This is a genomic window from Psychromonas antarctica (genome assembly GCF_022267535.1).
Lineage (GTDB): Bacteria > Pseudomonadota > Gammaproteobacteria > Enterobacterales > Psychromonadaceae > Psychromonas > Psychromonas antarctica.
Genome location: NZ_JAHNZV010000083.1, coordinates 1 through 13,268, shown reverse-complemented (window position 1 = coordinate 13,268; position 13,268 = coordinate 1). Strand labels below are relative to the sequence as shown.

General features: G+C 41.4%; 11 protein-coding genes. 10 read left to right on the top strand and 1 reads right to left on the bottom strand.

The window, feature by feature from the left end:
* Positions 1 to 115: 115 nt before the first annotated feature.
* The 3 genes from glpE to tkt all read left to right on the top strand — a co-directional run bounded on the left by glpE (position 116) and on the right by tkt (position 3,046).
* A complete protein-coding gene (gene glpE, locus KSO91_RS13380; protein WP_238743502.1) occupies positions 116 to 343 on the top strand; it encodes a thiosulfate sulfurtransferase GlpE in 228 nt (75 codons plus the stop codon).
* A 14-nt stretch (positions 344 to 357) separates the two neighbouring features.
* Complete coding sequence (locus KSO91_RS13375; protein ID WP_238743501.1) at positions 358 to 708, top strand: DUF6572 domain-containing protein; 351 nt, start codon at positions 358 to 360, stop codon at positions 706 to 708.
* A gap of 349 nt (positions 709 to 1,057) precedes the next feature.
* Positions 1,058 to 3,046, top strand: a complete 1,989-nt coding sequence (gene tkt, locus KSO91_RS13370; protein WP_238743500.1) for a transketolase — start codon at positions 1,058 to 1,060, stop codon at positions 3,044 to 3,046.
* Between the two features lie 273 nt (positions 3,047 to 3,319).
* On the opposite strand, the gene tal is transcribed toward tkt, so the two are convergent.
* Entirely contained in the window at positions 3,320 to 4,279 is a 960-nt protein-coding gene (gene tal / locus KSO91_RS13365; RefSeq protein ID WP_238743499.1) for a transaldolase, read from the bottom strand.
* Between the two features lie 360 nt (positions 4,280 to 4,639).
* Here tal and rbsD point away from each other — a divergent pair, with 360 nt between their 5' ends.
* The 7 genes from rbsD (at position 4,640) to KSO91_RS13330 (ending at position 13,008) form a co-directional block, all read left to right on the top strand.
* Positions 4,640 to 5,056, top strand: a complete 417-nt coding sequence (gene rbsD / locus KSO91_RS13360; RefSeq protein WP_238743498.1) for a D-ribose pyranase — start codon at positions 4,640 to 4,642, stop codon at positions 5,054 to 5,056.
* Positions 5,057 to 5,090: 34 nt separating this feature from the next.
* Positions 5,091 to 6,596 (top strand): ribose ABC transporter ATP-binding protein RbsA, encoded by a 1,506-nt coding sequence (gene rbsA / locus KSO91_RS13355; RefSeq protein ID WP_238743497.1) that lies wholly within the window; start codon positions 5,091 to 5,093, stop codon positions 6,594 to 6,596.
* On the top strand, positions 6,593 to 7,576 hold the full coding sequence (rbsC, locus tag KSO91_RS13350) for a ribose ABC transporter permease (RefSeq protein WP_238743496.1): 984 nt from the start codon (positions 6,593 to 6,595) through the stop codon (positions 7,574 to 7,576). The genes rbsA and rbsC overlap by 4 nt, the downstream gene beginning before the upstream one ends.
* A gap of 69 nt (positions 7,577 to 7,645) precedes the next feature.
* Entirely contained in the window at positions 7,646 to 8,524 is an 879-nt protein-coding gene (gene rbsB / locus KSO91_RS13345) for a ribose ABC transporter substrate-binding protein RbsB (RefSeq protein WP_238743495.1), read from the top strand.
* Between the two features lie 148 nt (positions 8,525 to 8,672).
* A complete protein-coding gene (gene rbsK / locus KSO91_RS13340; protein WP_238743494.1) occupies positions 8,673 to 9,599 on the top strand; it encodes a ribokinase in 927 nt (308 codons plus the stop codon).
* Between the two features lie 29 nt (positions 9,600 to 9,628).
* Positions 9,629 to 10,639 carry a substrate-binding domain-containing protein gene (locus tag KSO91_RS13335; RefSeq protein WP_238743493.1) on the top strand — a complete coding sequence of 337 codons (1,011 nt, stop codon included), beginning with the start codon at positions 9,629 to 9,631 and terminating at the stop codon, positions 10,637 to 10,639.
* A 413-nt stretch (positions 10,640 to 11,052) separates the two neighbouring features.
* The gene (locus KSO91_RS13330) at positions 11,053 to 13,008 is read left to right on the top strand and encodes a methyl-accepting chemotaxis protein (protein ID WP_238743492.1); all 1,956 of its coding nucleotides are present in this window, start codon (positions 11,053 to 11,055) and stop codon (positions 13,006 to 13,008) included.
* The last annotated feature ends 260 nt before the right edge of the window (positions 13,009 to 13,268 follow it).

The following is a 13,268-nucleotide window of genomic DNA, read 5'->3' as shown; positions in this document are numbered from 1 at the left end:
TCTCTTGTTGTATTATCCTTTGTCTAGTTAACAAGTATTTTACCACAATGAGACATCAACCTCTTTAAAATCATCGAGTTATTTGGGTTTTATTGTTTGTTTTGAATCCCGAAACTTGAGTTATAACAATGACCACATTGAAGGCGCATTCCATCTCACTAATGACACAATTGAAGAGTTTATAAAAGAGGTTGATTTGAACACGCCCGTATTTGTTATCTGTTATCATGGCAATAGCAGTAAAGGCGCTGCCCAGTATCTGTGCAATCAAGGTTATTTGGATGTTTACAGTGTTGAAGGGGGAATGGCCAATTGGTCGCTCGTTTGCCCTTTGGGATTATAAAAGTAAAAGGCGAAATGATGAGTGTAATTGAAACGGATAGTATTGATGCTATCGGGATGGAAAAAGAGATGCAGCGTGTATTTTTAACCATTATTGATTCGTTGGTTTGGGATGCTGAAAATGTACACCTTTTCACACTACAAGAAAAAATAAATACGTATCTTTATTTTATTGAATCGGGCGAATTATTAACAGCTTTTCCGGATAGTAAGGGGTTTGATGTCGCCATTGAGTTAGTTTTAAAACATCAGCCCAGCGATGAAGCGATTACTTTTTTTGATAAAACGATACAGATATTATTAGATAAAAACATTGTTTTTGTATTCGGGCCGAAGAGAAACGGCAGTTATGCAGAGCACCATTAGTCAGTTTTTGTCCTGCTTAAAAAGACGACGCTAAGTTACTCATTAATGCTGTGCTGTGTAAATGGCTTTGACTATTAATATTTAAAGTGGGTGATTTACTCGCAGACGGCGATTGGCAAACATAGTCTTTATCCAACATAATTAACGCAAAATGGTCACAAGTGAGTAAACTTTCGATAATTTATGCCGTGATAAAGCACACGATTTTTTATTTTATAAAAATATGTGCTTATTTTTTATCTTTTTCATTGCCAGTAGGCCAGATCATTTGGGATAATCACGGCCTTATATTTGCCACTCATCAATTTTCAGCAATTGAACTTAACTAAAACCTAATCAGGAGAAAAACATGCCATCTCGTAAAGAGCTAGCTAACGCGATTCGTGCCCTCAGCATGGACGCTGTACAAAAAGCCAATTCAGGTCACCCTGGAGCTCCAATGGGGATGGCGGATATCGCCGAAGTCCTTTGGCGTGATTTCTTAAAACATAATCCAACTAACCCACAATGGGCAGATCGCGACCGTTTTATCCTTTCTAACGGCCATGGTTCAATGCTTATTTACTCACTATTGCATTTAACCGGTTATGATCTGTCCATTGAGGATCTTAAATCTTTCCGCCAACTGCATTCTAAAACACCTGGCCACCCTGAACTGGGCTATACCCCTGGCATTGAAACAACTACTGGCCCATTAGGTCAAGGTGTGACTAATGCTGTAGGTATGGCGATTGCTGAAAAATCACTAGCGGCGCAATTCAACCGTGAAGGTCACGACATTGTTGACCATCACACTTACACTTTCTTAGGTGATGGTTGCCTAATGGAAGGGATATCTCATGAAGCCTGTTCACTCGCGGGTACCTTAGGTCTGGGCAAACTGATTGCATTCTGGGATGACAACGGCATCTCGATTGACGGAGACGTTGATGGCTGGTTTACAGATAATACGCAACAACGCTTCGCAGCTTACGGTTGGCATGTAATTTCTGTTGACGGTCATAACAGTGAAGAGATAAAAGCGGCAATTATCGCAGCAAAATCTGAAACGACTAAACCGACCATTATCTGTTGTAAAACAATCATTGGTTTTGGTTCACCAGCGAAACAGGGGACGCATAACTGTCACGGTGCACCTTTGGGCGCGGATGAAATTATTGCAACCCGTAAAGCATTAGGCTGGAACTACGGTGATTTTGAAATCCCTGCTGATATCTACTCAGGTTGGGATAATAAAGAACAGGGCCAGGCGCAAGAGCAATCTTGGGATGATAAATTTGCAGCCTATGCGTCTGCTCACCCAGAACTCGCAGCTGAATACAAGCGCCGTATTAATAGCGAATTTCCTGCGCAATGGGCTGAAAAATCAAGCGCCTATATCGAAGAGTTGCAAGCCAATTCAGATAATATTGCAACACGTAAAGCATCACAAAACTGCATCGAAGCATTTAGTGCCATGTTACCGGAGATGCTTGGTGGTTCAGCTGATTTAGCACCATCAAACCTAACCATGTGGTCGGGTACGAAAGCGATTACAGCTACCGACGCATCTGGTAACTACTTGCATTATGGTGTCCGTGAGTTTGCTATGTCAGCCATTGTTAATGGGTTGGCGCTGCACAGAGGTTTTATTCCTTTTGGTGCAACCTTTCTGATGTTCATGGAATATGCACGTAACGGTTTACGTATGTCTGCATTAATGAAGCAACGCGCGATTCAAGTGTTTACTCATGACTCAATTGGTTTAGGTGAAGATGGGCCAACGCATCAACCTGTTGAACAGATCGCCAGTTTACGTCTGACGCCTAATATGAACACATGGCGTCCTTGTGATAGCGTGGAATCAGCTGTTTCTTGGAAATCAGCGATTGAACGTGTTGATGGTCCAACATCACTTATCTTTAGCCGTCAAAATTTGCAACCGCAACCGCGTGATGCACAGCAGCTAGCTGATGTTGCAAAAGGCGGTTATGTATTACTTGATTCTACTACGCCTGCTGAGATCATCTTGATTGCAACGGGTTCAGAAGTACAACTTGCCGTTGAAGCGCACGCCGAATTGACTGCGCAAGGTAAAGCGGTACGTGTTGTTTCTCTTCCTTGTACCGATGTTTTTGAAACACAAAGCGCACAATACAAAGAATCTGTATTACCAGCATCTGTTGCTAAACGTGTTGCTATTGAAGCGGGTATTGCGGATTATTGGTACAAATATGTGGGTCTGAACGGTAAAGTTATCGGCATGACTACGTTTGGTGAATCTGCACCTGCTGAGCTGTTGTTTGAAATGTTCGGTTTCACTGTTAAAAATGTAGTTGAAACTGCAAACAGCCTATAATATTTAACGACTAAAGATGATTAAAAAACCGCGTATATCGCGGTTTTTTTGTGTTTATGGTAGTTGTCATTAAATTATTTAACCTCAGTTCTGGATAATGGAAGCGAAATCAGATTAAATATCAACAAGTTAAAAAACATATTATACAGTGCTGTTAGTTTTGCGTAGTTCAAGGCGAATCATCGCAGCAATAACTGGTTATTGGCAGATGATTTAACGCAGAAATACGCGTAAATAACGGTACTGTATCGTTTAGCTTATCCAGAATTGAGGTTATTTATGAAGTAACTCTGTCAGTTGCTTTTCTAATTTCACTTGATCCGCAGCAAAGTTACGGATACCTTCTGCTAACTTTTCCGTCGCCATCGCATCTTCATTCATTAACCATCTGAACTGTCTTTCTGACAAACGCTCATCATCTTCTGCTGCAACGGCAACAGGGTTAAGTTTTTGATCGATAGGCTCATTACTTTGTTCTAATGCTGCCATTAAGTCGGGACTGATGGTTAAGCGATCGCAACCGGCCAGCGCGAGTACTTCTTCAATGCTTCTGAAACTTGCGCCCATCACAACTGTTTTATAACCCTGCCGCTTGTAATAGTTATAAATATTAGTCACAGAGATAACCCCTGGATCTTGATCTGCTGGATAGTTGCTGCGGCCCGTGTCTTTTTTATGCCAATCTAGAATTCGACCGACAAAGGGGGAGATAAGATAAGTACCCGCTTGCGCACAGGCTTGCGCTTGAGCAAAGCTGAATAGCAGAGTTAGATTGCAGTTAATACCTTCTTTTTCAAGTGCTTCAGCTGCTTTAATCCCTTCCCAAGTTGAGGCAAGTTTGATCAGTATTCGATCGTTATTAATACCTGCTTGTTGATACATTGCGATTAACTTTCGGGCTTTATCTATGGACGCTTGGGTATCAAAAGATAAGCGAGCATCAACTTCTGTTGATATTCTTCCTGGCACTATTTTCAGAATTTCCAAGCCAATGAGCACCGATAATTTATCGGCGGCATCTCGGATCTGCTGCTCAATATTGGTCGACTGTTGTTTTGCCCAGTCACTCGCTGCTATTAGTAGATGTTGATATTTTTCTAATGATGCTGCTTTTAACAGCAAGGATGGATTGGTAGTTGCATCCTGTGGTTGAAATTTGGCAATTGCTTCAACATCACCTGTATCAGCGACGACGGTGGACATTTTTTTTAACTGTAAGAGTTGATTAGTCACGGTATTTACCTTGTCGTTAATTTGTTAAAAATATAGAAAGTATGTGTTTAAAAGCGTTAAAAATAGATCGTATTAAAACAATTTAATCATTACTCAGTAAGCTGCTTTTTTATTAGTAACAAGAGTTTTATGGTTAAGCAAGCAAGCTTTTAATAATAATCTGCATCTCAAAAATTAAAGTTTATCATTCCGATCTATCTCACATTTATTAACAAATGCGAGTGCAATTGTTTTTATTATAGTCTAAATTTTATACATCGAAACGTTTGCGCAAACGATTCGATATTATTTATGTAAGATTATCTTACTTATTTTAAAATTGATGATTTCCAACGCAAATGAATATACAAGGTGAAATGCATGAAAAAAACAGCACTCATTAACGCTGAATTATCTTACCTCGTTGCCTCTCTCGGGCATTTCGATGAAATTACTATTGGTGATGCCGGGCTGCCTATTCCAAGTCAAACTCAGCGCATTGATCTGGCACTAACCCATGGCATTCCAACCTTTATTGATACGGTTAGCGTACTGCTCGGTGAGATGCAGATAACCGGCGTGATTCTGGCAAGTGAATTTGAGCAAATAAATCCAGTGCTACATCGGGCATTACTCAAGCTTATTGCACAAGAGCAGAGGCAAGGTAAGGAGATTAGCGTTTCTTATATTGCCCACGAAGAGTTTAAAACCCGTACCCGCAACAGCAAAGCGGTTGTTCGCACCGGCGAATGCACTCCTTATGCGAACGTTATTTTTCAGGCTGGCGTTGTTTTTTAGTTTTTTTCTAGTCAATAATTGTTAAGGAGCTGTTATGAACCAGCCCATTTTAGAATTGAAAGGCATTCATAAATCATTTCCTGGGGTGAAGGCCCTGGATAATGCATCTTTAAACGTTTATCCCGGTAAAGTGATGGCGTTGATGGGAGAGAATGGTGCCGGAAAATCAACACTGATGAAAGTATTGACGGGTATCTATTCGTTAGATGACGGTGAAATTTTCTATAAAAACAAACAGGTAAAATTTACTGGCCCACGTCATTCCCAAGAAGCCGGTATTGGTATTATTCATCAAGAGCTTAACCTTATTCCGGAATTAACGATTGCAGAAAATATCTTTCTAGGCCGAGAGATAACCAATCGTTTCGGCGCTATTAAATGGTCGGTGATGTTCGACGAAGCTCAAGCCTTATTGGATCGCTTAAATGTAAAACATAAACCTTCACAGTTACTCGGTGAGCTCAGTCTTGGTGAGCAGCAGATGGTGGAAATTGCTAAAGCATTGTCATTTAAGTCGGAGGTTATCATTATGGATGAGCCGACTGATGCGTTAACGGATACAGAAACGGCATCATTGTTTACGGTGATTAATGAGTTACGCGATGAAGGTTATGGGATCGTATATATCTCACACCGCTTAAAAGAAATTTTTCAAATTTGTGATGACATTACTGTACTGCGTGATGGGAAATTCATCGCGCAACGTAAGGTTGCAGAAACGGATGAAGAGTCCTTAATTGAATTGATGGTAGGACGCCGTCTGGATGAACAGTATCCGCGTGTTGAAAGTAAACATGGCACAACGTGTCTTGAAGTTAAAAATTTATCAGCTGCTGGTGTTGAAGATGTTAGCTTCACACTTGACCATGGCGAAATACTAGGGATTTCAGGTCTGATGGGCGCTGGTCGTACCGAATTAATGAAAGCTATTTACGGCGCGTTGAAACGTCATTCTGGGCAGTTGTTAGTTGAAGGGAAGGCTATTGATCCGCGCAGCCCTCAAGAGGGGCTTGCCAGCGGCATCGCGTATATTTCGGAAGATCGCAAAGGTGACGGTCTGGTACTGGGACTCTCTGTTAAAGAAAATATGTCTCTGTGTTCTTTAAAATATTTCTCTAAAGGAATGCAGTTAGATCATCGTGCTGAGTCCCTTGCCGTAGAGGATTTTATCCACTTATTTAATATTAAAACCCCTTCAAGAAATCAGATAATAGGTAACTTATCCGGCGGTAATCAGCAGAAAGTGGCGATTGCGAAAGGCTTAATGACCCGGCCTAAGATATTGATTCTTGATGAGCCGACACGCGGGGTCGATGTCGGTGCGAAAAAAGAGATTTATCAGCTTATCAATCAATTTAAAGAAGAGGGGATGAGCATTATCCTCGTCTCTTCGGAAATGCCGGAAGTGTTAGGTATGAGTGATCGCATCCTAGTAATGCATCAGGGACGGATCAGCGGTGAATTTATGGCGAGTGATGCCGACCAAGAAAAAATAATGGCCTGTGCTTTTGGTCACAATACGAAGGAGTTATCAGCATGAACAACAAAGTGACAAGTACAGGGGATAGCCCTAAAGTGGGCTCTGTGATAAATAAAAAATGGTTGATTGAGCAAAAGTCATTAATCGCATTAATTATGCTGATTGTTGTCGTGTCATTTCTTAATGAATACTTTTTTACGGTGGATAATCTACTTAATATTCTGCGTCAAACGTCAGTTATTGCAATTTTAGCTGCGGGCATGACTTTAGTAATATTAACTGCTGGCATTGATTTGAGTGTCGGTTCTATTTTGGCATTGTGCGGTGCTTTTGCCGCCAGCATGATAAGCATGGAAATTCCTGTTTTGATTGCAGTGCCCGTTTCATTATTGGGCGGAGCAGCACTTGGCTCCGTGGCGGGGATGATAATCGCCAAGGGCAAAGTACAAGCGTTTATTGCTACGCTGGTAACGATGACGCTTCTACGCGGTGTAACAATGGTGTATACCGACGGCCGCCCCATTTCCACCGGTTTTACTGATGTTGCGGATGTTTTTGCTTGGTTTGGTACCGGCTATCTGTTTGGTATTCCGGTCCCTGTGTGGTTGATGATTGGTGTTTTCTCGAGTATTTGGTATTTGTTAAATCATACACGTTTCGGACGCTATATTTACGCCCTTGGCGGCAATGAGTCTGCAACCCTTTTATCGGGGATCAATGTGGATCGCATTAAAATCGGTGTTTATTCGATCTGTGGATTATTATCAGCACTTGCGGGGATCATTATCACTTCGCGTTTATCATCGGCACAGCCGACCGCGGGTATGGGGTATGAATTAGATGCGATTGCGGCCGTTGTGGTCGGGGGAACCAGTTTGATGGGCGGCAAGGGCCGTATCATGGGGACACTGATTGGTGCGCTTATTATCGGTGTATTAAATAACGCTTTAAATTTATTAGACGTCTCATCGTACTACCAGATGATTGTTAAGGCAGTGGTAATTCTGCTTGCGGTACTGGTTGATACTAAACATAAATAAAATTTAATTTAAAAACTGCGGGGAGCAAAACGCCCTCGTTCATAACCGTAAGATAAAGAGGAATAAAAGATGAAAAAATTAACGACATTAATTTCAGCGGCTGTGATTTCAGCTTCATTTAGTGCAACTGCAATGGCGCAAGATACGCTTGCGCTGGTTGTTTCTACCTTAAATAATCCCTTTTTTGTCACCATGAAAGATGGCGCAGAAAAGAAAGCCGATGAAATGGGTTACAAATTAATTGTACTTGATTCTCAAAATGATCCGAGCAAAGAGCTCGCTAATGTTGAAGATTTGATTGTGCGCGGTGTTAAAGCAATTTTAATTAATCCGACCGATTCGGATGCGGTTTCCAATGCTATTCGCTTAGCTAATCAGGCAAAAGTACCAGTACTCACATTAGATCGTGGTGCAAACCGTGGTGAGGTAGTGGCGCATATCGCTTCTGATAATGTTGCGGGCGGAGAAATGGCGGGTAAATTTATCAGTGAAAAAATTGGTAAAAATGCACGTGTCATTCAACTTGAAGGTATCGCAGGCACATCGGCGGCACGTGAACGCGGTAAAGGGTTTATGAACGCAGTTAAAAGTGAAAAGATGGATCTGTTAGCCAGTCAGCCTGCGGATTTTGATCGTACTAAAGGTCTTAATGTAATGGAAAACATGCTTTCTTCTAAGCCTAATACGCAAGCTGTATTTGCACAAAATGATGAAATGGCATTAGGCGCTATCCGCGCGGTACAAGCCTCAGGTAAAGATATCTTAGTGGTAGGTTTTGACGGCACTAAAGACGGCATTGCCGCTGTTAAACGTGGAGTGCTGGGTGCAACTATTGCACAGCAGCCTGCCCTAATTGGCGAGATTGGTGTTGAGTCAGCAGTAAAATTCTTAAAAGGTGAAGCTGTCGATAAAAATATTCCCGTAGCGCTAATGATGGTGGTTAAATAAGTCTAACTTGCAGGGCCGGTTTTTTCCGGCTCTGTTTTCTTGAGTTAAAACCTGATAATTATTTAGAGCCGTTTGATTAGTTTTGTTGAAGGCAGTGTTAATCAATATGTTTTACTTTCACGGTTAACTACTATAAGTGGTCAATAATATGAATAAATTAGTCGTTTTAGGCAGTGTCAACGCAGATCATGTTCTGCAGGTCCCTTCTTTCCCTCGTCCTGGTGAAACATTACATGGCCGAGGTTATTCTGTTATTCCCGGCGGGAAAGGCGCAAACCAGGCCGTGGCAGCTGTACGTTTAGGAGCCGATGTTGCATTTATTGCTTGCGTGGGTGATGACAGTTTCGGTGTCAATATAAGAAAATCGTTCAGTGAAGAAGGTATGAATGTTGAAGCTGTGATGGTTGAAAAGAACAAACCGACGGGGATTGCGATGATCCAAGTTGCCGATAGCGGTGAAAACAGTATTTGTATTTCAGCTGAAGCCAATGCCTGTTTGACAGCATCTCGGCTGCAGCCTCACCACCATCTTATCGCTGATGCGCAAATGCTATTAATGCAGTTAGAAACCCCGATGGAAGCGATTATAAGCGCGGCTGAAATCGCCCGAGAAGCTCAAACCCAAGTTGTACTTAATCCGGCGCCTGCACAACCCTTAGCGGATAATTTACTTAAACTTATAGATATTATTACGCCTAATGAAACAGAAGCTGAGCAGTTAACGGGTATTAAAGTTAGCGATATGGTCTCAGCGCAACAGGCTGCGGAACAGCTGCATAGTAAGGGAATAAAGCTTGTTATGATAACGCTCGGCAGTCAAGGGGTGTGGGTCAGTGAGAATGGGAAAGGCCAACAGATAAAAGGATTCCGTGTAAAAGCGATTGATACAACGGCAGCTGGAGATACCTTTAACGGCGCACTGCTAACGCGATTATTAGAAGGTGCGGTATTAGCTGATGCCATTCGTTTCGCGCACGCCGCCGCGGCGATCACGGTCACGGGTGTCGGTGCACAGACATCGATACCCCATCGAAATGCAGTCGATAACTTTCTTCTCGCCGCAATCAATAACTGATCCACTTTAATAAGGATAATCATAATACTATGGCAACTATCAAAGATGTGGCAAAACATGCAGGCGTGTCGACTTCAACGGTAAGCCATGCTCTTAATAAAACTCGCTATGTAAGCGCAGATATTATCGAACGTGTAATGAAAGGGGTTGAAGAACTGCATTATGCACCCTCTGCATTGGCGCGCAGCTTAAAACTTAAAAACACACGTACCTTTGGCATGCTGGTAACAACATCAACCAATCCTTTTTTTGCTGAAGTAGTAAAAGGAGTGGAAAGGCGTTGTTATGAACAGGGCTATAATCTGCTTTTGTGTAATACCGAAGGTGATCTGGATCGCTTGAATTTCAATATTGATATGCTGTTACAAAAACAGGTTGATGGTTTACTACTGATGAGTGACGAGGTAGCCAGCCAGAATTTAAATATATTCGGACGTCACAAACCTGTTCCTACTGTGCTCATGGACTGTGGCGAGACAAATTTTCCCTGTGACAAAATACAGGATAACTCTTATCACGGCGGTTATTTAGCAACCCAGTATCTGATCAATAAAGGTCATTCCAAAATCGGCTGTATTAGCGGTCCACGTGACAAACAGGCAACATCAGCACGTTTCGCCGGTTATATTAAGGCCATGCAGGAAGCTAATATTGAAATTAACAAAAAGTGGCACGCCTTTGGTAATTTTGAATGTGAAGGCGGAAAGCAGGCTTTTGAAACTATTTTAGTTGCAGCTGGAGCGGACATGCCGACAGCGCTGTTTGTCTGTAATGATATGATGGCGATGGGGGTTATCAATACAGCCAATAAGCACGGCATATCCGTTCCTGATGACCTGTCGATTATTGGTTACGATGACATCAGTCTTGCTAAGTTTATCACTCCGTCGCTGACCACTATTCATCAGCCAAAATTTAATTTGGGGCAAAAAGCCTTTGATACTTTGCTGGATAAAATTCAAAGCCGTCGTGAAAAAAATGTCGAAATTAATTTAGATCCTACACTAGTGGAGCGAGACAGTGTTAAAGCGCTTAACTAAGATAAGTGGTTAAGTCGTTCACTTATCATATGATCGAGTAAACTCATTATTTTGCCTATCGTTTGATTGGTATTCACGATAGTAAGAGAATAAATTTGAGTTGTCTGAAGTGCCTATTGATTTTTTATCAAGGCAGCCAGAGTGTAAGGGGGGTCGTCTATATTACATGATGATTGAACGTTTTTTGGAAATTGCAAGCAGGAAATAGTTGCTTCTAAAAACCATCAAAGAAGACTGTGAAGTACAGCAAACTATACTCAATTACATTACATTTTAAACTGCTTTCGTTTACATTTAACATTGGATTATCAAAATTCAAATAAAATAATGTGTTTTTAGCTAACGCTCTTAACTGTAGGGAACTAGAACAAGTAGTAGTTTGCTATGCCTGATTTTTTTTAAGGAATTAATTAATGTTCAAAAACTTAAAACTTTCCGTTCAGTTAAACGCGGCATTTGCAGCCATACTGTTATTACTCTGCCTTATTTCAGCATTTGCCTATAATGGTTTAAATTCGGGTTATGGTAACTTCAAAGGTTACAGAGGCCTTGCTCAAGAGAGTAACCTAGCTGGTCGGCTACAAACAGAATCGCTTATGGCAAATTTAAGTGTCTCGGCATATTTAGGCACTCCTACGCAAGCTGTGCTTACGGAGTACAAGCAAAACTTATTCAATTTAGAAGATTCCTTAGCACAAGCGAAAAAAACCATAAAAAATTCACAAAGAGCTAAAGATATCAGCGAGGCAATTGCCCTAGTTGATGAGTATAAGAGCAGTTTCGCTGAAATTGTTAAGCTTATTGCGCATCGCGATCTGAAGGTGAAAAGCGATTTAGATCCAGCGGGGACTGCAATACGTGAACTGATGACAAGCATGTTTGACTACGCTCACGATGAGCTGCTATTTTCAGCTGAATATAATATAGCCAAAGCTGAAGAAGCGTTATTATTAGGCCATTTCTACGCCGTTAAATTTTTAGAGAATCACTCTGAGAGTGATTATAAACGGGCAAAACTGGAGTTAGGAACAAATCTAACGGATGAAAGAGAGGCTTTAAGAAAGGTGATGACCTCCGCTCAAGGCAATAAATTTTTGGATCAATGGGACCAATACCATGAAACTTACCTAAACGCGCTTGATGAAATTTACAGCACCATTATTAAACGCAACAATCATATTAATACTCTTAATCGAATTGGGTCTGTTTTTGCGGGAAAAATTGCAGATGTGGGGATTTCAGTAAAAGGAGAACAGGATTTATTAGGGGAGCAAGCGCAAAAGGATGCTGAAAATTCAGTTTCATTTGTAACATGGGTTTCGCTTATCAGTGTACTCATTGGCATCGTTATGTCATGGTTAATTGCTAAAGTTATTAAAAAGCCGATTGGTGGGGAACCCCGAGAAATAGCCCGCATCACAGAAACAATCGCGACAGGAGATCTAACCTATGATTTCTCTGATACGAGTAACTCCACTGGTATTTACCTTTCCGTTTCAGAGATGGCGGCAAACCTAAAAGAATTAATTCGGGGGATTGCAAACACTGGGGACGGCATTGCCAGTAGTGCAAATCAAGCTTCTGCGGTATCACAACAAACAAGTAAGGCTGCCATTGAGCAGAAAGAACTTACAACTCAAGTTGCCACTGCTATTAATGAAATGTCCTACAGTATTCAAGAAGTTGTAAAACTCGCTTCAAAGTCTTCCGAAGCCACGCAAGATGCTAAAAACAAAGCTCAAAATGGTAAAGATATCGTTGATGAAACTATTGCTTCTATTCAAAATCTAGCGCAACGAGTTGAGCAATCAGTTGCTACTATTAAATCATTAGAAAAAAAATCTATTGATATTGGTTCCGTCGTAGAGGTGATACAAGGGATTTCAGAGCAAACTAATTTATTGGCTTTAAATGCAGCGATAGAAGCTGCTCGTGCTGGAGAACAAGGCCGAGGTTTTGCTGTGGTTGCAGATGAAGTTAGGAACCTAGCGCAGCGAACTCAAGTGTCAACTAGCGAAATACAGGATATGATCCAAGTCCTACAATTAGGCACCAGTGACGCGGTGAAAGTTATGAATGAAAGTCAAACTCAAGCTCAGGATACCGTGGTTAAGTCTCAAATGACGGGTGAAGCACTTGATAGTATTGTTGAGACGATTACGCATATTAATGATATGAATACGCAAGTTGCAGCTGCCGTTGAAGAACAGTCGGTGGTGGCTGAAGAAGTAAATAATAATATAACGGCGATTAATGAGTCGGCAGAACTTACCGCGGAAGGGGCTAATGATACTTCGCAGGCGAGCCTGCAGCTAATGCAGCTGGCAGAAAAATTACAAAAACTAGTAGGGGGATTTAAAATTAGTTGATTTGAACGCCACCATGTTAGATAAATAAAAAGCCAGTTATGCATTGACATAACTGGCTTTTTTGGGCTATTAGCTTTCCACTTAAGCTTGCTGATATCTCTTACTGCACCTTTATCTGCTGTTTTTATTCACCGCCATTTCAATGGCGCAAATAAAGGTGAACGTATCGGTTTTTACTTAAGCTTGCTGATATCTCTTACTGCACCTTTATCTGCTGTTTTTATTCACAGCCATTTCAATGGCGCAAATAAAGGTGAACG

What these genes read in the sequence shown, in the direction of transcription:
- rbsD (WP_238743498.1), top strand. Translation starts at nt 4,640, where the DNA reads ATGAAAAAAACAGCACTCATTAACGCTGAATTATCTTACCTCGTTGCC.
- KSO91_RS13330 (WP_238743492.1), top strand. Translation starts at nt 11,053, where the DNA reads ATGTTCAAAAACTTAAAACTTTCCGTTCAGTTAAACGCGGCATTTGCA.
- rbsB (WP_238743495.1), top strand. Translation starts at nt 7,646, where the DNA reads ATGAAAAAATTAACGACATTAATTTCAGCGGCTGTGATTTCAGCTTCA.
- KSO91_RS13335 (WP_238743493.1), top strand. Translation starts at nt 9,629, where the DNA reads ATGGCAACTATCAAAGATGTGGCAAAACATGCAGGCGTGTCGACTTCA.
- rbsA (WP_238743497.1), top strand. Translation starts at nt 5,091, where the DNA reads ATGAACCAGCCCATTTTAGAATTGAAAGGCATTCATAAATCATTTCCT.
- rbsC (WP_238743496.1), top strand. Translation starts at nt 6,593, where the DNA reads ATGAACAACAAAGTGACAAGTACAGGGGATAGCCCTAAAGTGGGCTCT.
- KSO91_RS13375 (WP_238743501.1), top strand. Translation starts at nt 358, where the DNA reads ATGATGAGTGTAATTGAAACGGATAGTATTGATGCTATCGGGATGGAA.
- rbsK (WP_238743494.1), top strand. Translation starts at nt 8,673, where the DNA reads ATGAATAAATTAGTCGTTTTAGGCAGTGTCAACGCAGATCATGTTCTG.
- tkt (WP_238743500.1), top strand. Translation starts at nt 1,058, where the DNA reads ATGCCATCTCGTAAAGAGCTAGCTAACGCGATTCGTGCCCTCAGCATG.